Genomic DNA, 19,900 nt, shown 5'->3' on the forward strand with positions numbered 1-19,900 from the left:
GGTGCTCGCCTACGGCCTGGGGCGAATCCCAAAAATCGCGGTGCCGACGCGCACCATCGTGCTGCCGGCCTGGATGGCAGCCTCCAGGTCCGCCGTCATGCCCATCGACAGCGTATCGAAATGATCGAGCTCCGGCCCGACCACCGCCGCAATTTGCTCGAACAAGGTCCTGGCCCTGGCGTGCACCGCCACTTGCGCCGCAAAATCGGGGGCGGGTTCGGGGATGGTCATCAGCCCGCGCACCTGCAGATGCGGCAATTCCGCCACTTCGCGCACCAGTGCCAGCGCAGCTTGCGGCGCCACGCCCGACTTCGTCGGCCCCCCGTCGATGTTCACCTGAATGCATACCTGCAGCGGCTCCAGTTCCGGTGGCCGCTGCTCACTCAAACGCTGCGCGATCTTGAGCCGGTCGATGGTGTGAGCCCAGTCGAAGTGCCCGGCGACGAGCCGGGTCTTGTTGCTCTGGATCGGGCCAATGCAGTGCCATTGCAAGGGCAGATCGCGCAGTGCGGCCATCTTGTCCACGGCCTCCTGCAGGTAGTTTTCGCCAAAGGCGATCTGCCCCGCCGCAAAGGCCTCGCGCACCGCATCAACGCCCCAGGTTTTGGACACGGCCAGCAGCGTCACCGTCTGCGCGTCGCGCCCGGCAGCCCGACAGGCCGCCGCAATGCGCGCGCGAACCCTCTGGAGGTTGTCACCAATCATGGTCATAATCCTTCAAGAATATCAAACCACCGGGAGAGCTGTGGATATCACCCAACTGCTTGCTTTCAGCGTTAAAAACAAAGCTTCCGATCTGCATCTGTCCGCCGGCCTGCCGCCGATGATCCGCGTGAACGGCGACGTACGGCGCATCAACGTCGATGCGTTCGACCACAAGCAGGTGCACGGCATGGTGTACGACATCATGAACGACACCCAGCGCAAGAACTACGAAGAGTTCATGGAGATCGACTTCTCGTTCGAGATCGACGGCCTGGCGCGCTTTCGGGTCAACGCCTTCAACCAGAACCGCGGCGCCGGCGCGGTGTTCCGCACCATCCCGTCCAAGATCCTGACGCTCGAGCAGCTCGGTGCGCCAAAGATTTTTGGCGAACTGGCGCTAAAACCCCGCGGCCTGGTGCTGGTGACTGGCCCGACCGGTTCGGGCAAATCGACCACGCTGGCGGCCATGGTCAACTTCCTGAACGAGACCGAGTACGGCCACATCCTGACGGTGGAAGACCCGATCGAGTTCGTGCACGAATCCAAGAAATGCCTGATCAACCAGCGCGAGGTCGGCCCGCACACGCTCAGCTTCAGCGCCGCGCTCAAGTCGGCCCTGCGCGAGGACCCGGACGCGATCCTGGTGGGCGAAATGCGCGACCTGGAAACCATCCGTCTGGCCATGACGGCGGCCGAGACCGGCCACCTGGTGTTCGGCACGCTGCACACCAGCAGCGCGGCCAAGACCATCGACCGCATCATCGACGTGTTTCCGGCCGAAGAGAAGGAAATGGTGCGCTCCATGCTATCGGAGTCGCTGCAGGCGGTAATTTCGCAGACGCTGTGCAAGACCAAGGACGGGAGCGGCCGTGTTGCCGCGCACGAAATCATGCTGGGCACCAGCGCCATCCGCAACCTGATCCGCGAGGCCAAGGTGGCGCAGATGTACTCGACCATCCAGACCGGCAACAGCGTGGGCATGCAGACGCTGGACCAGAACCTCACCGACCTGGTCAAGCGCAACATGATCAGCCCGGCCGAGGCGCGCGGCAAGGCCAAAATTCCGGACAATTTCCCCGGCTAGAACAACAGGAGGTGCTCTCATGGAGCGCGATCAAGCCAGCAAGTTCATCAACGATCTGCTCAAACTGATGGTCAGCCGCAACGGCAGCGACCTGTTCATCACGGGGGAGTTTCCGCCCGCCATCAAGGTCGACGGCAAGGTCACCAAGGTCTCGCCGCAGCCGCTCAACGCGGCGCACACGCTGGCGCTGACGCGCTCCATCATGAACGACAAGCAGGTGGCGGATTTCGAGCGCACCAAGGAGTGCAACTTCGCCATCGCGCCGGCCGGCATCGGCCGCTTCCGCGTGAACGCCTTCATGCAGCAGGGCATGGTCGGCATGGTGCTGCGCGTCATCCCGAACGCCGTCCCCACTCTCGACGGCCTGGGCATGCCGCAGGTTCTCAAGGACGTGGTGATGTCCAAGCGCGGGCTGTGCATTCTGGTCGGCGCCACCGGCTCGGGCAAGACCACCACGCTGGCGGCCATGATCGACTGGCGCAACGAGAACTCCTACGGCCACATCATCACCGTGGAAGATCCGATTGAATTTGTGCACGCGCACAAGAACTGCGTCATCACCCAGCGCGAGGTCGGCATCGACACCGACAGCTGGGAAGCAGCCCTGAAGAACACGCTGCGCCAGGCGCCCGACGTGATCCTGATGGGCGAAATCCGCGACAGGGAGACCATGGAACACGCGATGGCGTTTGCCGAGACCGGTCACCTGTGCATGGCCACGCTGCACGCCAACAGCGCCAACCAGGCGCTGGAGCGCATCATCAACTTCTTTCCGGAAGAGCGGCGCTCGCAGCTGCTGATGGATCTGTCGCTCAACCTGCGCGCGCTGGTGTCGCAGCGGCTGGTGCCCAAGCAAAGCGGCAAGGGCCGCTCGGCCGCCGTTGAGATCATGCTGAATTCGCCGCTGATTTCCGACCTGATCTTCAAGGGCGAGGTCAGCGAGATCAAGGAAATCATGAAAAAGAGCCGCAACCTGGGCATGCAGACCTTCGACCAGGCACTCTACGACGCGTATGAGAGCAGCGTGATTTCCTATGAAGACGCCTTGCGCAACGCGGACTCCCTCAATGATTTGCGGCTGCAGATCAAGCTCAACTCGCAGCGCGCCAAATCGCAGGACCTGTCCGCAGGCACCGAACACCTCTCAATCGTTTAAACCATGTCCGGCATCAACCCCAAAACCTACGAAGCAGCGCCCTCGCGCAAAGTCGCCTTTCTCGGCCTCGGTGTCATGGGCTACCCCATGGCGGGCCACCTGGCACGCGCCGGCCACCAGGTCACGGTGTACAACCGAACCGCTTCCAAATCAATAGCATGGTGCGCAGAGTTTGCAGGAGCTGCGGCCCCGAAACATGCGGCAACACCGCGCGGGGCAGCGCAGGGCGCCGACATCGTGTTCTGCTGCGTCGGCAATGACGACGACCTGCGCGCCGTGACACTGGGCGCCGAGGGCGCGCTCGCCGGCATGGCCCCGGGCGCGATTTTTGTCGATCACACCACGGCCTCCGCCGACGTCGCGCGCGAGCTGTTTGCGGCTGCCAAACATCTCGGTCTGCAGTTCATCGACGCGCCCGTGTCGGGCGGCCAGGCGGGCGCCCAGAACGGACAGCTAACCGTGATGTGCGGCGGAGAGCCGACGGCCTTCGAGGCCGTGCGCCCCGTGGCCATGGCGTTCGCGCGCGCCTTCACGCTGCTGGGCGCGAGCGGCGCGGGCCAGCTCACCAAAATGGTGAACCAGATCTGCATCGCCGGCATGGTACAGGGCCTGGCCGAAGCCATCGCCTTTGGCGCCAAAGCCGGGCTGAACATGGCCCAGGTGCTGGAGGTCATCGGCAAGGGCGCGGCGCAAAGCTGGCAAATGGACAACCGCGGCAAGACGATGATCGCGGGTCAGTTCGACTTCGGCTTCGCGGTCGACTGGATGCGCAAGGACCTGGGGCTGGTGCTGGACGAGGCCCGGCGCAACGGCGCCCAGTTGCCGGTCACGGCGCTGGTTGACCAGTTTTACGCCGATGTCCAGCAGCTGGGCGGCCAGCGCTGGGACACGTCAAGCCTGATCAAGCGCTTGCACTAAGCCTCTGCAGGGCCGCCCCGAGGCGGCCAAGTTCCCTTGGGGGCCATGCCATCCGGGCTTATTTCGCGGGTTGTTGCGGCACTTCCTGCTGGAGCAGTTCTGCTTCGCCCACGATATCGAAGATCCGCACCACGCGCTGCACGCCGCTCACGCTGCGCGCAATGTCGGTGGCGCGCTCGGCCTCGCGCTGCGTCACCCGCCCCATCAGATACACCGTGCCGTTTTCGGTGACGACCTTGAAGGCATTCGCGTACAAATCCCTGGCGTCCACGAACGAGGCCTTGACCCTGCCCGTGATCAGCGTATCGGAGGAGCGCTGCGTCAGCGAGGCGTTTTCCCCCACTTGCAGCTCGTTCACGATCGCGCCGACATTCTCGACGCGCGATACCAGTTGTTCGGCCAACTGCTTGTCCTGCGCCGTCGGCACTTCACCGGTCAGCAGTACGCGCCGGTTGTAGCTGGTCACATCGATATGCGCCGGCTCCACCGGGCTGTTGCGCAGCACCTTGCCGGCGCGCATCTCGATGCCCTGGTCCTCCAGCTGGGTGCCCGAGGTGCGCCGGTCGGTGGCCACCAGGGCGCCGCCCGCGGCGCCCGCCGCCACCAGTGGGAAGCAGCCGCTTAAGGACGCCGCCGCCATTGCCGCCAGCAGGGTCATCACCGTGCGTCTCGAATTGAACCTTGTCATGTCGAAGTCTCCTGTTCACCTAGTAATTGGGTATCGACGCAGTCGCAAATGCAATGCAGCACCAGGCCATGCACCTCCTGGATGCGTGCCGCGCGCTCGTGCGGCACGCACACGTGCACGTCGGTCTCGCGCAGTGCCGCGCCCGTTTTGCCGCCGCCACGGCCGGTCAGTGCCACCACGGTCATGTCGCGCTCGTGCGCCGCTTCGATGGCGGCCAGTACGTTGGCCGAGTCGCCGCTGGTGGAAATGGCCAGCAGCACATCACCGGCCTGCCCCAGCGCGCGCACCTGCTTGGCAAATACTGCGTCGAAGCCGTAGTCATCGGCCAGCGCCGTCAGGACCGCGCTGTTGCCGCCCAGCGCGATGGCGCCCAGCTCGGGCCGCTCGCGCTCGAAGCGGCCCACGAACCCGGCCGCAAAATGCAGCGCATCGGCGGCCGAGCCGCCGTTGCCGCAGGCCAGCACCTTGCCACCGCTCGTGACGCAGGCAAGCACGGCCTGCACGGCCGCTGCGATGGGTTTGCTCAGGGACTGGGCGGACTGGTATTTCAGATCGGCGCTGTCAATGAAATGCTGTTGGATTCGGAGCTCTAGCATGAGCGTGGATGATAACCGCGCGGTCTGAAACAGAATGTAGGACGACAGCGTCAGAACGCGTCAAAAGCGGCCTGCAGCCACGCCAGGCGGCCGGCCTCGATGGTGACCACGTCGAAGCGGCACGGCGGCGGCTCGCGCAGGCGCATCAGGTAGTAGCGGGCCGCGAATACGATGCGCCGCTGTTTGGCGCTGCCCACGCTGGCGGCCGCGCCGCCGTGCGAGGCGCTCGCGCGCTGGCGCACTTCGACAAACACCAGGGTGCCGGCGGCGTCGCGCATGATCAGGTCGATTTCGCCGCCGCCGCGCCCGGGCGTCCGATAATTGCGCTGCAGCAGGCGCAGGCCCGCCGCCTGCAAATGCTCGAGCGCCTGCTCTTCCGCGGCGTCGCCAGCCTGTTTTGTAGTGGGCGGCTTGTGTGCGCTGCCCGTTTGCATGTTCTTTTTGAGGAATTCCATTGACTGCGACCTATGCCTTCGCCTTGAGTGCTGCGCACGAGGCAGCATCTGCCCAGCATTATCCGCAAGGCACGCTGTTTGTGGTGGCCACGCCCATCGGCAACCTGGCCGACATCAGCCTGCGTGCGCTGCATGTGCTGGCGCTGGCCGACGCCATCGCCTGCGAAGATACGCGTCACACGCAGGCGCTGTTGCGGGCCTACGGCATCGACAAGGCGCCGGCCCAGTTGCTGGCCGTGCATCAGCACAATGAAGCGCAGGCCGCGCACCTCGTCGTCGAGCGATTGCAGCAAGGGCAGCGCATCGCCTACGCGAGCGACGCCGGCACACCCGCCATCAGCGACCCCGGCGCCCGGCTGGTGGCCGCAGTGCGCGCCGCCGGCCTGGCCGTCGTGCCGCTGCCGGGTGCCAGCAGCATCACCGCGGCGCTCAGCGTGGCGGGCATCGTGACACCCGGCGCGCAGGACAGCGGCTTTGTGTTTGCCGGTTTTCTGCCCGCCAAGGCGGCCGAGCGCGAGGCGGCGGTGCAAGGGCTGGCCGGCGAGCCGCGCGCCGTGGTGCTGCTGGAAGCACCGCACCGCATCGAGGCGCTGGCGCGCGCGCTGGCGGTCCTGGGCAAGCGCCCGGTGACAGTGGCGCGCGAGCTGACCAAACAGTTCGAGGAAATCGCCACCGTCGATGCCGCGGATTTGCCGCAATGGTTCATGAACGGACCCCAGCGCACGCGTGGTGAATTCGTGCTGGTACTGCATTCGGCCGTGGTGGCCGCCGAGTCGGGCAGCGAGCAGCGAATTCTTCGATTGCTGCTGTCGGAGTTGCCCCTGAAGACCGCCGTACGGCTGGCCGCAGACATCACCGGCGCCTCGCGCAATGTCCTGTATGACGCCGCACTGGCACTGAAGAAGGATGAATCGGGCGGCTGACGGCACCCGGCTCGCGCGTCGCCCCTTGCATCGGCGCCGGCGAGCGTGGCCACAAACAAGCCCGCCCTCATGAGGTACGACCCGGCCCAAGCCTGCCAGACAAGCGGTAACCCGCTGGCTGCTTTGCCGCCAACACCCACCGGTAATGGGTGCCTTGGTTTGAAAGTATCGCGGCATCGGGGAGGAAAGATTTGCTTATTTTTTGACGATTTGGAATTATTCAAGAAAAATCATTTGGTTTTATTAATTTCTAAAGATAATTCGTCTTCATGGATACGGTCGACCGGAAAATTCTGAAAGTCCTGCAGGGCAACGCCCGCGCCAGCCTGCAAGAGGTCGGGCAGGCGGTGGGCCTGAGCCCATCGCCCTGCTGGGGGCGCATTCGCAAGATGGAGGAGGCGGGCGTGATCGAGGGTTACACCGTGCGCCTGAACCCGCAGGCGCTGGGGCTGCACGACACGGTGCTGGTGCAGGTCACGCTCGACAGCCACTCGGACAACACGCTGGAGAAATTCGGCGAAACCCTGGCCAGCATTCCGGAAGTGATGGAGGCGTATCTGGTGTCGGGCGACTACGACTACCTGCTGCGCATCGCCGTACGCGACACCCGCGATTACGAGCGGCTGCTGCGCGAGCGCCTGTACAAGATCAAGGGCATCCGCCACAGCAAGTCCAGCTTCGTGCTGCGCACCCTGAAAAGGTCGGACTTGCCGCTCGGCTGAGGGCGAGGAGGCCGCACCGACAGGGCTGGGTCGCTCATGGGTGCCGGCCATCGCTTCTTCATGATGACCGGACATTGAGCATAAAATCAGGCTCAAGCCCATACTCCATCTGTGTATTAAGCTATTAATTCAATAGCAATTCTGCTGAGAGCAAGTGCCGGCATTCACTCCTGGATTTCCGGCATGTCGTGATCTGGAAGCACTCTCTTGGAGGAGCATGGCTACGTCGGCTCAACCATCGCAGCGCGGCCATGGTTGCGCATGCTGCCCCCGAACGCCGCACCGAGCCTTGATACAAGTCAAATCACCATGAATGCAGCGTGGCCCATTCGGGGAATCTAGAGCACACTCCCGGCATGAGTTTAAAAAAGCAATGGGGCTTGGGCACCAAGCTGGTTCTGCTGGGCACACCTTTTCTGCTGATGGCGCTGCTGCTGATTTCCTCCACCCTTTGGGTGTCGTGGCAGCTCAATGGAGGCGCCGCTGCAGTGAACGAAACTGGCCGCATGCGCATGCAGGCGTACGCCATGGCGCTGTCGGTCAGCACCGCGAACGCGCAGGCCCTGTCCCGGCAGGCGGCGGAATTTGACGACAGGCTGAAATTGCTGCGCCGCGGAGACCCGGAGCGCCCGCTGCTGGTGCCTTGGGACGAAACCGTGCAAAGCCGCTTTGCCGTGGTGGAGCGGGAATGGGCGGCTTTTCGCAAACACTGGGTGCTGACCCGACCGGACACCATGACGGATTTGGGGGCCGACACGATGGAGTTCGCCAGCCATATCGACGCCCTCGTGGCCGGCATCGAGGCACATATGTCCCGCTGGACGACCCTGCTGCATCTCCTCCAGTTGGCCATGATGGCGTTGGCCGTCGTGAGCACGACCCTTCTGCTTTACTGCGGTTATTTGTACGTGCTCGAACCGGTCGAGCAGTTGAAAAAGGCCATTGAGCGGATTCAGGGAGGCGACTTTCATGCACGGGTCGAGAAGGTCACCAGCGACGAGTTCGGCACGCTGGCCGAAGGCTTCAACGGCATGGCGCAACACTTGCAAACGATGTACCGCACACTGGAGAGCAAGGTCGCCGAGAAAACGGCGCAGCTGGAAGAAAAGAGCGCGCGGCTGGAGAGCTTGTATGAGGTCAATATGCTGGTCACCCAGGCGGATTCGCTCGACGAACTCGCCAAAGGTTTCGCGCAGAGCATCCAGCGCATTGCGCGGGCGGACGGCGTGGCACTGCGCTGGTCCAGCCATGCCAACGAGCGCTATCTCATGCTGGCGGCGCAAGGGCTGCCCGCCTACATGCTGGAGGCAGAGCAATGCATCCACAACGGCGACTGTCATTGCGGCACACCGACGCACCTGCCGGGCTTGCGGATCATTCCCATCCAGGGTGAGCCACGGACCACGCCGCTGCACTGCGCGAAGGCGGGCTTCGAGACAGTCATCAACATTCCCATCCGCCTGCATGAGCGGGTCATGGGTGAGGTGGACCTGTTCTTTCACGCCCGCATCGCGCTGTCCAGCGGCGAGCGATCCCTGCTGGAGGCGCTCACCAGTCATCTGGCCAGTGCAATGGAAAATTTACGCCTGGACTCCCTGGAGAAGGAGGCGGCCGTCTCGCAGGAACGCCACCTGCTGGCCCGCGAGCTGCATGACTCCATTGCACAGTCGCTGGCCTTCCTGAAAATACAGGTGCAGCTGATGCGGGACGCCGTGCGCTCGCTCGATCGGCGCCAGATGGAACAGGTTCTGGATGAAATTGACGCCGGTGTGCGTGAAAGCTACGGTGACGTGCGCGAACTGCTGCTGCACTTCCGCACCCGCACCAACACGGAAGACATTGAACCGGCGCTGGCCACTACATTGCAGAAGTTCGAGCACCAGAGCGGCTTGAAAACAAGCCTGCAGACGACTGGCTATGGCGTGCCGCTGCCCCCCGACCTGCAGATCCAGGTGCTGCACATCGTGCAGGAAGCGCTGTCGAATGTTCGCAAGCATGCACGCGCATCGCAAGTCTGGCTGGACGTGCAGCAGCAGCCCGAATGGCGCTTCGAAGTGCGTGATGATGGCATCGGCTTCGAAGTCGACGGCAGCCCCTTCGACGACACCCATGTGGGTTTGCGCATCATGGCCGAACGTGCCGAGCGCATCGGCGCACGGCTCGAAGTGCTTTCCACCCGCGGCCGCGGAACCTCCATGGTGCTGACATTGCCACCGCTGCCCAGCACTCTGTCGGCCCTTGCACCGGCTACCAGGTCCGGTGCCACTGCCTTGAGCTGAACCCGATGTTGTCAAGCCCTTCTGCCCCGATCCGCATCCTTGTCGTGGACGACCATTCCCTGTTCCGCCGGGGATTGACCGCGCTGCTCTCGCGCGAGCCCCAATTCGAGGTGATCGGCGACGCCGCCGACGCGGGCCAGGCCCAGCGGCGCGCCCAGGAACTCCAGCCCGACGTGATCCTGCTGGACAACCACCTGCCCGGCGTGAACGGCGTGGACGCCCTGCCGGCCCTGCGCGAGGCGGCACCGCAAGCACGCATCTTGATGCTCACGGTGAGCGAGGACGAGCGCGATCTGGCGGCCGCCCTGCGCGGCGGGGCCTGTGGCTACCTGCTCAAAACCATCGAGGGCGACCGCCTGGCGGCTGCCATCGAGCGCGCGATGCGCGGAGAGAGCATCGTGGCCGACGAGATGACCGGCAAGCTTGTCGCGGCCTACCGTGACGCCGCCAGCGCGCCCGTGCGTGACACGCCCGCGCAGGAGACGGCGGCGGCAACGCCGTTTGATGCGCTGTCGCCGCGTGAGCTCGAGATCCTGCGCGGCATTGCACACGGCGCGAGCAACAAGGAAATTGGCCGCAACCTCGGAATTGCGGAAACAACGGTCAAGAACCATGTGCAGCAGGTGCTGCGCAAACTCAATGTGAGCTCACGCGTCCACGCCGCGGTTATCGCAACCGAAGGCGGCCTGACTTGATCCAGCGCAAGTAAGGGGGCTTATTGCCCGCGGGGTGGTTCTTTGGAACCATGTCGTCGCCTCATCCCTCATCCTTTTGAGGTGCCCATGTGGCTCCACAGGAGGATGTTGAAGCCAGCGAATGACCCCTAGAGTGGGCTCATGCAAAAACAAGAGTTTGGGTCATGAGCAGGAAGAGTCAGGCCCTGTCGGTGCTGATCGTCAGCACACTGGCTTTCACCGTGTGTTTCATGGTGTGGATGATGTTTGGCGTGATCGGCATCCCGATCAAAAAAGCACTCCACCTGAATGCCACAGAGTTCGGCCTGCTGGCCGCGATGCCCGTGCTGACCGGGTCCCTGGTGCGCGTGCCGCTTGGCATGTGGACCGACAAGTTCGGCGGGCGCATCGTGATGTTTGCGCTGATGCTGCTGTGCGTCGTGCCCATCTACCTGATTTCCCACGCCACGCTGTACTGGCACTACCTCGTGCTGGGTCTTTTCGTCGGTCTGGCCGGCGGTTCGTTTTCGGTCGGCACGCCCTACGTCGCACGCTGGTTTCCCAAAAACCGCCAGGGCTTTGCCATGGGCGTCTACGGTGCCGGCAACTCCGGCGCCGCCGTCAACAAGTTCGTGGCGCCGGCGCTGGTGGTGGCCTTTGGCTGGGCCGTCGTGCCCCAGGTGTATGCGGTCGTGATGCTCGCAGCCGCGTTGCTGTTCTGGTTTTTCAGCTACCAGGATCCGGCCCATCGGGTCGACTCGAAAATTACTTGGCGCGAGCAGCTCGCCGCCCTGAAGGATCCCAAGGTCTGGAAACTCTGCCAGTTCTATTCCATCGTGTTCGGCGGCTATGTGGCCATGAGCCTGTGGATGGTGCAGTACTACGTGGGCGAATATGGCTTCGACATCCGCGCCGCCGCGCTGCTCGCCGCCTGTTTCTCGCTGCCCGGTGGCGTGCTGCGTGCGGCCGGCGGCTGGCTGTCGGACAAGTACGGCGCTCACTCGGTCACCTGGTGGGTCCTGTGGGTCAGCTGGATCTGCCTGTTTCTGCTCAGCTACCCGCAAACCAGCTTCACCATTCTGACCGCGAATGGCGAGAAGACATTCCATATCGGCCTCAATGTCTGGGCCTTCACCGCACTCATGTTTGTGCTCGGCATAGCCTGGGCGTTCGGCAAGGCCTCCGTATTCAAGTACATCGCGGACGACTACCCCGCCAACATCGGTGTCATCTCGGGCGTGGTCGGCCTGGCCGGCGGGCTCGGTGGTTTTGTGCTGCCGATCCTGTTCGGCGTTCTGATGGACCTGACGGGCATCCGTTCGAGCGCCTTCATGCTGCTGTACGGCGTGGTCTGGGTCTCGCTCATCTGGATGTATTTCACCGAGGTCAGGCGCGCCGCCGTGGTCGGCGACCAGACGAAAGACCTTGGCCTGCAAGGTTGAAGGCAAACATTTCCACCAAGAAACGGAATTCACCATGACAACATCGGCATCAGGAACCACCGGTACCGGAAAGCTGCTGGCCCTGTGGACCCCGGAGGACAAGGCCTTCTGGGCAGAAGAAGGCAAGGCCATCGCGAACCGCAATCTGTGGATTTCCATTCCCGCCCTGTTCCTCGCTTTCGCCGTCTGGATGGTGTGGAGCGCCGTGGTCGTGCAGTTGCCCGCCGTCGGTTTCAAATACAGCACGGACGAGCTGTTCTGGCTGGCCGCCCTGCCCTCGCTGGCAGGTGCCACGCTGCGCATCTTTTATTCGTTCATGGTGCCCATCGTCGGCGGGCGGCGCTGGACCGTGCTCTCCACGCTGTCGCTCCTGATTCCCGCCATCGGCATCGGGTTTGCCGTGCAAGACCTGCAAACGCCGTACTGGGTGATGCTCACTCTGGCCGCATTGTGCGGCTTCGGTGGCGGCAACTTCAGCTCCAGCATGTCCAACATCAGCTTCTTCTTTCCCAAGGAGCGCAAGGGCTCGGCCCTCGGCCTCAACGCCGGACTGGGAAACCTGGGGGTTTCTGCCGTCCAGTTCATGGTGCCGCTGGTGATTTCTGTCGGGATTTTCGGCTGGTTCGGCGGCGACGCTCGAACCGTGCAGATGCCCGGCGGCGTCATGAAGCAGATCTGGCTGCAAAACGCAGCCTTCGTCTGGGTCATTCCAATCTTGATTACGTCGCTGCTGGCCTATCTGATGATGAACGACATCGCCGACGCCAAGGCCTCTTTCTCCGAGCAGGCCGTGATTTTCAAGCGCAAGCACAACTGGGTGATGTGCTGGCTGTACCTGGGAACCTTCGGCTCCTTCATTGGCTTTTCAGCCGGGTTTCCGCTGCTGATCAAGAGCCAGTTCCCCGGCGTAAATCCGCTGGAATTCGCCTGGATGGGGCCATTTCTAGGCGCCTTGATCCGACCTGTGGGCGGCTGGCTGGCCGACAAGATGGGGGGCGCCCGCGTAAGTCTGTGGACCTTTGTCGCGATGGCCGCGGGCGTCTATGGCGTGATGCAGTATTTGCCGCACGGCGGCGCCGGCGGGAATCTGACCGGATTTTTCCTGTGCTTCATGGCGCTGTTCCTCGCCTCGGGTGTCGGCAATGGCTCCACGTTTCGCATGATCCCGGTGATTTTCATGGATGAATGCCTCGAAGCCGTGCGCGGCCAAGGCCCCGAGGCGCAGGCTCAAGCAGCCAGGGAAGGCACCAAGCAGGGCGCAGCCGTCCTCGGATTCACCGCTGCCATGGGCGCCTATGGTGGCTTCTTTATCCCCAAAAGCTATGGAACCTCCATCGCCATGACAGGCAGCCCTCATGCAGCGCTGTGGTGGTTCATCGTTTTCTATATCACCTGCATCGCGGTCACCTGGTGGTTCTACGCCCGCCGCGGTGCAGAGCGGCCGTGCTGAACCGCACTCGCAACCCCCTTACTTTGAGGAAACAAGATGAGCCACTTTCTCGATCGACTGAACTATTTCTCCAACCCCAAAGAAACATTTTCCGGGGATCATGGGGTGACCACCGGAGAAGACCGGACCTGGGAAGATGCTTACCGCAACCGCTGGGCGCACGACAAGATCGTGCGTTCCACGCACGGCGTCAATTGCACAGGTTCGTGCTCCTGGAAGATTTACGTCAAGGGCGGCATCGTCACCTGGGAAACGCAGCAAACCGACTATCCGCGCACGCGCTGGGACATGCCCAATCACGAGCCGCGCGGCTGCTCGCGCGGCGCCAGCTACAGCTGGTATCTGTATAGCGCGAACCGCGTCAAGTACCCCATGGTGCGCGGCCGGCTACTCAAGTCCTGGCGCGAAGCACGCATCGCGCACGACCCGGTTGACGCGTGGGCCAGCATTGTCCAGTCCGACGCCAAACGGCGCGACTACCAGAGCGTGCGCGGGCTCGGCGGCTTTGTGCGCTCCACTTGGGACGAGGTCAACGAGATCGTCGCGGCCTCCAACGTCTACACCATCAAGAAGCACGGGCCTGACCGCATTGTCGGGTTCTCGCCGATTCCCGCGATGTCGATGATCAGCTACGCCTCGGGCAGCCGCTATTTGTCGCTGATCGGCGGCGTGAACCTGAGCTTTTACGACTGGTACTGCGATCTGCCGCCCAGCAGCCCGCAGGTGTGGGGGGAACAGACCGACGTGCCCGAGTCGGCCGACTGGTACAACTCCACCTTCATCATGGCCTGGGGCTCCAATGTGCCGCAGACGCGCACGCCCGACGCGCACTTCTTCACGGAGGTGCGTTACAAGGGCGCCAAAATTATTTCGATCACGCCCGACTACTCCGAGGTCGCGAAGCTGGCAGACCTGTGGCTGCATCCCAAGCAGGGCACCGACGCAGCCGTCGCCATGGCCATGGGCCACGTGATCCTGAAGGAGTTCTACTTCGACAAGCGCAGTGCGTACTTCGACAATTACGCACGGCGCTATACCGATCTGCCGATGCTGGTGATGCTCAAAGAGCACACGACTGCCGCCGGCGACAAGATCATGGTGCCGGATCGCTATGTACGCGCCTCGGACTTCAACGGCAAGCTGGGCCAGGCCAACAACCCTGAATGGAAGACCGTTGCCTTCGATGAAGTGGGCAAGGTCGTGCTGCCGAATGGAGCGATTGGCTTTCGCTGGGGTCCCGAAGGCCGGGCCGATGAAGGCCAGTGGAATCTGGAAGCCAAGGAAGCGCGCCACGGCAACGAGGTGAAACTCAAACTGTCGCTGCTGGAGGGCGACAAACTGGGCACCACCACGGCCCAGGTTGGTTTTCCGTATTTCGGCAACGTCGAAAATCCGCATTACACCAACAACCCGGGCGATGACATTACCGTGCGCACCGTGCCGGCCCATCTGATTTCGCTCGGCAAGGAGGGCGACAAGCGCGAGGTCCTCGTGACCACCGTGTTCGACCTGCTGGCGGCCAATTATGGTATCGCGCGGGGACTGCCTGGCGAGCACGCCGCGCGAAGCTATGACGATAACGCGCCCTACACACCAGCCTGGCAGGAGCAAATCACGGGGGTGCCGCGCGAGCAGGTCATCACGGTGGCACGGCAGTTTGCCGATAACGCGGAAAAAACCCAGGGCAAGTCGATGATCATCATCGGCGCGGGCATGAACCACTGGTACAACTGCGACATGAACTACCGCGGCATCATCAACATGCTGATGATGTGCGGTTGCATCGGCAAGAGCGGTGGTGGCTGGGCCCACTATGTGGGCCAGGAGAAGCTGCGGCCACAGACCGGCTGGACAGCCCTCGCCTTTGCGCTCGACTGGATCCGCCCGCCGCGCCAGATGAATTCCACCAGTTTTTTCTACGCGCATACCGACCAGTGGCGCTACGAAAAACTCGGCCTGGAAGAAGTACTGTCGCCACTGGCCGACAAGAAAACATTTGGCGGCAGCATGATCGACTACAACGTGCGCGCCGAGCGCATGGGGTGGCTGCCATCGGCACCGCAGCTGCAAACCAACCCGCTGCAGGTCGTGCGCGATGCACAGGCCGCAGGCGTCGATCCCAGGGACTACGCGGTCAAGGGTCTGAAGGACGGCTCCTTGAAGATGAGTTGCACCGACCCCGATCACCCCGACAACTGGCCGCGCAACATGTTCGTGTGGCGCTCCAACATCCTGGGTTCGTCCGGCAAGGGACACGAGTACTTCCTCAAGCATCTGCTCGGCACGACCCACGGCGTGCAGGGAAAAGATCTGGGTGCGGACCAGGCCAAGCCCACCGAAGTGGTGTGGCACGACAAGGCCCCGGAAGGCAAACTCGACCTGCTCGTCACGCTGGACTTTCGCATGAGCACCACCTGCCTGTACAGCGACATTGTGTTGCCCACCGCCACCTGGTACGAGAAAAACGATCTCAACACCAGCGACATGCACCCCTTCATCCATCCGCTGTCCACCGCCGTGGATCCGGCCTGGCAGTCGAGGAGCGACTGGGAAATCTACAAGGGCTTCGCCAGGAAGTTCAGCGAGATCTGTGTGGGACACCTGGGGGTGGAACGCGAGCTGGTACTCACACCCTTGATGCACGACAGCCCGTCCGAGCTGGCCCAACCCTTCGAGGTGAAGGACTGGAAGCGCGGCGAATGCGATTTGATTCCGGGCAAGACGGCCCCGAACCTTCAGGTGGTCGAGCGCGACTACCCCAACGTCTACAAGCGCTTCACGGCGTTGGGTCCCCTGATGGGCAAGGTCGGCAACGGCGGCAAGGGTATCGGCTGGAACACCCAGACGGAGGTCAGGCAGCTCGGCGAACTCAGCGGCCTGGTCACGGCGGAAGGTGCCACCTGCGGCATGCCGAAGATCGACACCGACATCGACGCTTGCGAGACCGTGTTGATGCTGGCGCCGGAGACCAATGGCCATGTGGCCGTCAAGGCCTGGGCCGCCCTGAGCAAGCAGACCGGGATTGACCACACCCACCTGGCGCTGCACCGCGAGGATGAGAAAATCCGCTTCCGCGACATCCAGGCGCAACCCCGCAAGATCATCAGCTCGCCGACCTGGAGCGGCATCGAATCCGAGACCGTTTCGTACAACGCGGGCTACACCAATGTGCACGAGCTGATTCCCTGGCGCACCTTGACCGGGCGCCAGCAGTTCTATCTCGACCACCCCTGGATGATTGCGTTCGGCGAAGGCCTGGCGAGCTACCGCCCGCCGGTGGACTTGAAGACGACCGCTGGCATGCAGGGCATCAAGCCCAACGGCAATCCCGAGATTGCGCTGAGCTTCATCACGCCGCACCAGAAGTGGGGGATTCACTCCACCTACACCGACAACCTGCTGATGCTCACGCTCAGCCGCGGCGGGCCCTGTGTGTGGATCAGCGAAGACGACGCGAAACGCATCGGGATCGTGGACAACGACTGGATCGAACTGTTCAACGTCAATGGCGCGCTCACGGCCCGTGCCGTCGTGAGCCAGCGGGTGCTGCCCGGCATGGTCATGATGTATCACGCCCAGGAGAAAATTATCAACACACCGGGCTCGGAGATCACCGGGGCGCGCGGCGGTATTCACAATTCGGTGACACGGATCGTGCTCAAGCCGACGCACATGATCGGCGGCTACGCGCAGTTCAGCTACGGCTTCAACTACTACGGCACGATCGGCACCAATCGCGACGAATTCGTGCTGGTTCGCAAAATGGCCAAGGTCGACTGGCTGGATACACCCGCCCCTGCGACGCCCGCGACCGCCTGACCCGCACAAGGAGAATCCGCATGAAAATACGCGCCCAAATCGGCATGGTACTCAATCTGGACAAGTGCATCGGCTGCCATACCTGCTCCGTCACCTGTAAAAACGTATGGACCAGCCGCCCCGGCATGGAATACGCCTGGTTCAACAACGTCGAGACCAAGCCCGGCATTGGTTACCCCAAGGAATGGGAAAACCAGGACAAGTGGAACGGTGGCTGGATTCGAAAGGCTAACGGCAAGATCGAGCCGCGCCAGGGGGTCAAGTGGAAATTGCTGATGCGCATCTTTGCCAACCCCAATCTGCCGGAAATAGACGACTACTACGAACCCTTCACCTTCGATTACGCCCATCTGCAATCGGCACCGGAAATGACGGCGACGCCCACCGCGCGGCCCCGCAGTCTCATCACCGGTCAGCGCATGGAAAAAATTGAGTGGGGCCCGAACTGGGAAGAAATACTGGGCGGGGAATTCAGCAAGCGCTCAAAGGACAGGAATTTTGATGACATCCAGAAGGACATCTACGGCCAGTTCGAAAACACCTTCATGATGTACCTGCCCCGGCTGTGCGAGCACTGCCTGAATCCGGCGTGTGTCGCCAGCTGCCCGTCGGGTTCGATCTACAAGCGCGAGGAAGATGGCATTGTCCTGATCGACCAGGACAAGTGCCGCGGCTGGCGTATGTGCGTGAGTGGCTGCCCCTACAAGAAGATCTACTACAACTGGAAATCCGGCAAGGCCGAGAAGTGCACTTTCTGCTACCCGCGTATCGAGGTGGGCCAGCCCACCGTGTGCAGCGAGACCTGCGTGGGGCGCATCCGGTACCTGGGCGTGCTGCTGTATGACGCCGACCGCATCCAGGAAGCGGCCAGCGTGGAACACGACCGCGACCTCTACCAGGCGCAACTCGATATCTTCCTCGACCCGTTCGACCCCAAGGTGATCGAGCAGGCGCGCGCTGACGGGATTCCCGACGCCTGGATGGATGCGGCGCGCAAGAGCCCCGTCTACAAAATGGCGGTGCAATGGAAAGTCGCACTGCCGCTGCACCCCGAATACCGCACGCTGCCCATGGTCTGGTACGTGCCGCCGCTGTCGCCTATCACGGCCGCAGCCAACGCGGGACAAGTGGGTATCAACGGCGAGATTCCCGACGTCAGCCAATTGCGAATTCCGGTCAAGTACCTGGCCAACTTGCTGACCGCCGGCGACACCATGCCTGTGGTACGTGCACTCGAGCGCATGCTGGCCATGCGGGCCTACCAGCGCGAAAAGCATGTGGACGGCCGCATCAACCTCGCGGCGCTGAACCAGGTCCAGATGAGCCAGGCCGTGGTGGAAGACATGTACCAGACCATGGCGATTGCCAACTACGAGGACCGCTTCGTCATCCCGACCTCGCACCGTGAATACGCGGAGAACACGTTCGACATGCGGGGGGGCTTCGTTCGGCAACGGATGCTCGGACGGTGCCAGCGAAACGAGCCTGTTTGGCGGCATCAAGAAACGCACGATCCCGATCAAGGCGGAGGTTTGAATTATGGCCATCCACAATACAAGTTTGACCCTGCGCGTCCTTGCCGGATTGTTGTCGTACCCGGGCGCGGAACTGCACGCACACCTGGCCGCCATGCGCGACGTGTTGCACAACGAGCGCGCCATCGGCGTCGACCGGCTTGTTGAACTCGACGCCCTGATCGACTCGCTGATTCAGGCAGACGCCATGAACTCGGAAGCCGCCTATGTGGAATTGTTCGATCGCGGGCATTCCACCTCGCTGCATCTTTTCGAGCACGTTCACGGCGATTCACGAGACCGCGGTCCGGCCATGATCGATCTGGCGCAGACCTATGAAAAGGCCGGCCTGTACCTGGCGCCCGACGAACTGCCCGACTATCTGCCCGCGGTGCTGGAGTTTGTCTCGACCCAGCCACCGAAGGAAGCCCGGGCCTTTCTGGCCGAGATGGCGCACATTTTCAACACCTTGTTTGGCGCCCTTCAGCAACGCCAGAGCGCTTATGCCAGCGTCCTTGGCGCCTTGCTGGAGCTGGCGGGTGAAAAGGCCCAGCCGGTCAAGCAGGCGCCGGAGGAGTCACTGGATGCCAGTTGGGTCGAGCCCCTGGCGTTCGATGGCTGCTCGTCGCAGGGACAGGCCAAACCCGGCCAACCGCAACCCATTCACATTGTCAGAGCGGAGCCCGGCCGCTCCATGCCCAAGACCGCTTCCGGGCAAGGAGCCTCCGTATGAACGCCCTCGACACCTTCCTGTTTGGCTACTACCCGTACATCTGCCTGACCGTCTTTCTGCTTGGCAGTCTGCTGCGTTTTGACCGTGACCAGTACACGTGGAAAAGCGACTCGTCGCAGCTCCTGCGCACCGGGCAACTGCGCTGGGGCAGCAACCTTTTCCACATCGGTGTGCTGTTCCTGTTCTTCGGCCACTTCTTTGGCATGCTGACCCCCCACGTCGTGTACGAGCACTTCATCGGCGCCGGCGCCAAGCAATTGACGGCCATGGTCAGCGGCGGCATCGCCGGAGTACTCGGCTTCATTGGCCTGACGATCCTGCTGCATCGCCGCCTGGCCGACCCGCGCATCCGGGCCACTTCGAAAACCAGCGACATCACGATCGTCGTCTTGCTCTGGCTCCAGCTCGCGCTCGGATTGGCCACGATTCCACTCTCGGCCCAACACCTGGATGGCAGCATGATGCTGCTTCTGGCCGAGTGGGCGCAACGCATCGTGACCTTCCGCACCGGCGCCGTTGAACTTCTTGCCGGTGCGAGCTGGGTGTTCAAGGTCCACATGTTCCTGGGCATGACCATTTTCCTGATCTTTCCGTTCACCCGACTGGTGCACGTGTGGAGCGGATTTGCATCGATCACTTATCTCGTCCGTCCATATCAGGTGGTGCGCAGCCGCAGGCTGAACGTCCCCAAGGACCAGAACCTGCCACGCCAGCCCGGCGCCGGCGTATAACCAGGAACCAT

The 19,900-nt window shown here is 62.9% G+C and carries 16 protein-coding genes and 1 pseudogene; 13 read left to right on the forward strand and 4 right to left on the reverse strand.

What is annotated here, in order from left to right; all coding sequences use genetic code 11:
* Positions 1 to 9: 9 nt before the first annotated feature.
* On the reverse strand, positions 10 to 711 hold the full coding sequence (locus EUB48_RS19710) for a YggS family pyridoxal phosphate-dependent enzyme (RefSeq protein ID WP_142820772.1): 702 nt from the start codon (positions 709 to 711) through the stop codon (positions 10 to 12).
* 34 nt (positions 712 to 745) lie between these two features.
* Between EUB48_RS19710 and EUB48_RS19715 the strand changes: the two genes are divergently transcribed.
* Genes EUB48_RS19715 through EUB48_RS19725 form a run of 3 tightly spaced genes read left to right on the forward strand, consistent with a single transcriptional unit; the run spans position 746 to position 3,863 of the window.
* Positions 746 to 1,789 (forward strand): type IV pilus twitching motility protein PilT, encoded by a 1,044-nt coding sequence (locus tag EUB48_RS19715; RefSeq protein WP_142820773.1) that lies wholly within the window; start codon positions 746 to 748, stop codon positions 1,787 to 1,789.
* A gap of 19 nt (positions 1,790 to 1,808) precedes the next feature.
* Complete coding sequence (locus EUB48_RS19720; RefSeq protein ID WP_142820774.1) at positions 1,809 to 2,945, forward strand: PilT/PilU family type 4a pilus ATPase; 1,137 nt, start codon at positions 1,809 to 1,811, stop codon at positions 2,943 to 2,945.
* Positions 2,946 to 2,948: 3 nt separating this feature from the next.
* Complete coding sequence (locus EUB48_RS19725) at positions 2,949 to 3,863, forward strand: NAD(P)-dependent oxidoreductase (protein WP_142820775.1); 915 nt, start codon at positions 2,949 to 2,951, stop codon at positions 3,861 to 3,863.
* A gap of 58 nt (positions 3,864 to 3,921) precedes the next feature.
* On the opposite strand, the gene EUB48_RS19730 is transcribed toward EUB48_RS19725, so the two are convergent.
* The 3 genes from EUB48_RS19730 to EUB48_RS19740 are packed head-to-tail and all read right to left on the reverse strand — an operon-like array spanning position 3,922 to position 5,602.
* Complete coding sequence (locus tag EUB48_RS19730; protein ID WP_142820776.1) at positions 3,922 to 4,551, reverse strand: BON domain-containing protein; 630 nt, start codon at positions 4,549 to 4,551, stop codon at positions 3,922 to 3,924.
* Positions 4,548 to 5,147, reverse strand: coding sequence for a phosphoheptose isomerase (locus EUB48_RS19735; RefSeq protein WP_142820777.1), 600 nt, complete (start codon positions 5,145 to 5,147; stop codon positions 4,548 to 4,550). Before EUB48_RS19735 ends, EUB48_RS19730 begins: the two co-directional genes overlap by 4 nt.
* A 50-nt stretch (positions 5,148 to 5,197) precedes the next feature.
* Positions 5,198 to 5,602, reverse strand: a complete 405-nt coding sequence (locus EUB48_RS19740; RefSeq protein ID WP_142820778.1) for a YraN family protein — start codon at positions 5,600 to 5,602, stop codon at positions 5,198 to 5,200.
* On the opposite strand from EUB48_RS19740, the gene rsmI reads away from it, so the two are divergent.
* The 10 genes and pseudogenes from rsmI (at position 5,602) to narI (ending at position 19,889) form a co-directional block, all read left to right on the forward strand.
* Complete coding sequence (gene rsmI / locus EUB48_RS19745) at positions 5,602 to 6,525, forward strand: 16S rRNA (cytidine(1402)-2'-O)-methyltransferase (RefSeq protein WP_142820779.1); 924 nt, start codon at positions 5,602 to 5,604, stop codon at positions 6,523 to 6,525. The two genes, EUB48_RS19740 and rsmI, sit on opposite strands and share 1 nt — an antisense overlap.
* 269 nt (positions 6,526 to 6,794) lie before the next feature.
* Positions 6,795 to 7,247: an Lrp/AsnC family transcriptional regulator gene (locus EUB48_RS19750; protein ID WP_142820780.1), complete on the forward strand. Its 453-nt coding sequence runs from the start codon at positions 6,795 to 6,797 to the stop codon at positions 7,245 to 7,247.
* 356 nt (positions 7,248 to 7,603) lie between these two features.
* Entirely contained in the window at positions 7,604 to 9,526 is a 1,923-nt protein-coding gene (locus EUB48_RS19755; RefSeq protein WP_142820781.1) for a type IV pili methyl-accepting chemotaxis transducer N-terminal domain-containing protein, read from the forward strand.
* Positions 9,527 to 9,531: 5 nt separating this feature from the next.
* Positions 9,532 to 10,221 (forward strand): response regulator, encoded by a 690-nt coding sequence (locus EUB48_RS19760; protein ID WP_142820782.1) that lies wholly within the window; start codon positions 9,532 to 9,534, stop codon positions 10,219 to 10,221.
* 164 nt (positions 10,222 to 10,385) lie between these two features.
* Entirely contained in the window at positions 10,386 to 11,642 is a 1,257-nt protein-coding gene (locus EUB48_RS19765; RefSeq protein ID WP_142820783.1) for an MFS transporter, read from the forward strand.
* 34 nt (positions 11,643 to 11,676) lie between these two features.
* Positions 11,677 to 13,092, forward strand: coding sequence for a NarK family nitrate/nitrite MFS transporter (locus EUB48_RS19770; protein ID WP_142820784.1), 1,416 nt, complete (start codon positions 11,677 to 11,679; stop codon positions 13,090 to 13,092).
* A gap of 36 nt (positions 13,093 to 13,128) precedes the next feature.
* Positions 13,129 to 16,911 carry a nitrate reductase subunit alpha gene (locus EUB48_RS19775; protein WP_142820785.1) on the forward strand — a complete coding sequence of 1,261 codons (3,783 nt, stop codon included), beginning with the start codon at positions 13,129 to 13,131 and terminating at the stop codon, positions 16,909 to 16,911.
* Positions 16,912 to 16,931: 20 nt separating this feature from the next.
* Positions 16,932 to 18,447: pseudogene (narH, locus tag EUB48_RS19780) on the forward strand (nitrate reductase subunit beta).
* Positions 18,448 to 18,450: 3 nt separating this feature from the next.
* On the forward strand, positions 18,451 to 19,158 hold the full coding sequence (gene narJ, locus EUB48_RS19785) for a nitrate reductase molybdenum cofactor assembly chaperone (protein WP_142820786.1): 708 nt from the start codon (positions 18,451 to 18,453) through the stop codon (positions 19,156 to 19,158).
* Entirely contained in the window at positions 19,155 to 19,889 is a 735-nt protein-coding gene (gene narI, locus EUB48_RS19790) for a respiratory nitrate reductase subunit gamma (protein ID WP_142820787.1), read from the forward strand. Before narJ ends, narI begins: the two co-directional genes overlap by 4 nt.
* Positions 19,890 to 19,900 lie beyond the last annotated feature (11 nt).

The organism is Rhodoferax sediminis (genome assembly GCF_006970865.1).
Taxonomy (GTDB): domain Bacteria; phylum Pseudomonadota; class Gammaproteobacteria; order Burkholderiales; family Burkholderiaceae_C; genus Rhodoferax_A; species Rhodoferax_A sediminis.

Excerpts from the sequence above, each read along its gene's own strand:
- EUB48_RS19710 (WP_142820772.1), bottom strand. The coding sequence starts at position 711 with ATGACCATGATTGGTGACAACCTCCAGAGGGTTCGCGCGCGCATTGCG.
- EUB48_RS19720 (WP_142820774.1), top strand. The coding sequence starts at position 1,809 with ATGGAGCGCGATCAAGCCAGCAAGTTCATCAACGATCTGCTCAAACTG.
- EUB48_RS19725 (WP_142820775.1), top strand. The coding sequence starts at position 2,949 with ATGTCCGGCATCAACCCCAAAACCTACGAAGCAGCGCCCTCGCGCAAA.
- EUB48_RS19730 (WP_142820776.1), bottom strand. The coding sequence starts at position 4,551 with ATGACAAGGTTCAATTCGAGACGCACGGTGATGACCCTGCTGGCGGCA.
- EUB48_RS19735 (WP_142820777.1), bottom strand. The coding sequence starts at position 5,147 with ATGCTAGAGCTCCGAATCCAACAGCATTTCATTGACAGCGCCGATCTG.
- EUB48_RS19740 (WP_142820778.1), bottom strand. The coding sequence starts at position 5,602 with ATGGAATTCCTCAAAAAGAACATGCAAACGGGCAGCGCACACAAGCCG.
- EUB48_RS19750 (WP_142820780.1), top strand. The coding sequence starts at position 6,795 with ATGGATACGGTCGACCGGAAAATTCTGAAAGTCCTGCAGGGCAACGCC.
- EUB48_RS19755 (WP_142820781.1), top strand. The coding sequence starts at position 7,604 with ATGAGTTTAAAAAAGCAATGGGGCTTGGGCACCAAGCTGGTTCTGCTG.
- EUB48_RS19760 (WP_142820782.1), top strand. The coding sequence starts at position 9,532 with ATGTTGTCAAGCCCTTCTGCCCCGATCCGCATCCTTGTCGTGGACGAC.
- EUB48_RS19765 (WP_142820783.1), top strand. The coding sequence starts at position 10,386 with ATGAGCAGGAAGAGTCAGGCCCTGTCGGTGCTGATCGTCAGCACACTG.
- EUB48_RS19770 (WP_142820784.1), top strand. The coding sequence starts at position 11,677 with ATGACAACATCGGCATCAGGAACCACCGGTACCGGAAAGCTGCTGGCC.
- EUB48_RS19775 (WP_142820785.1), top strand. The coding sequence starts at position 13,129 with ATGAGCCACTTTCTCGATCGACTGAACTATTTCTCCAACCCCAAAGAA.
- narJ (WP_142820786.1), top strand. The coding sequence starts at position 18,451 with ATGGCCATCCACAATACAAGTTTGACCCTGCGCGTCCTTGCCGGATTG.
- narI (WP_142820787.1), top strand. The coding sequence starts at position 19,155 with ATGAACGCCCTCGACACCTTCCTGTTTGGCTACTACCCGTACATCTGC.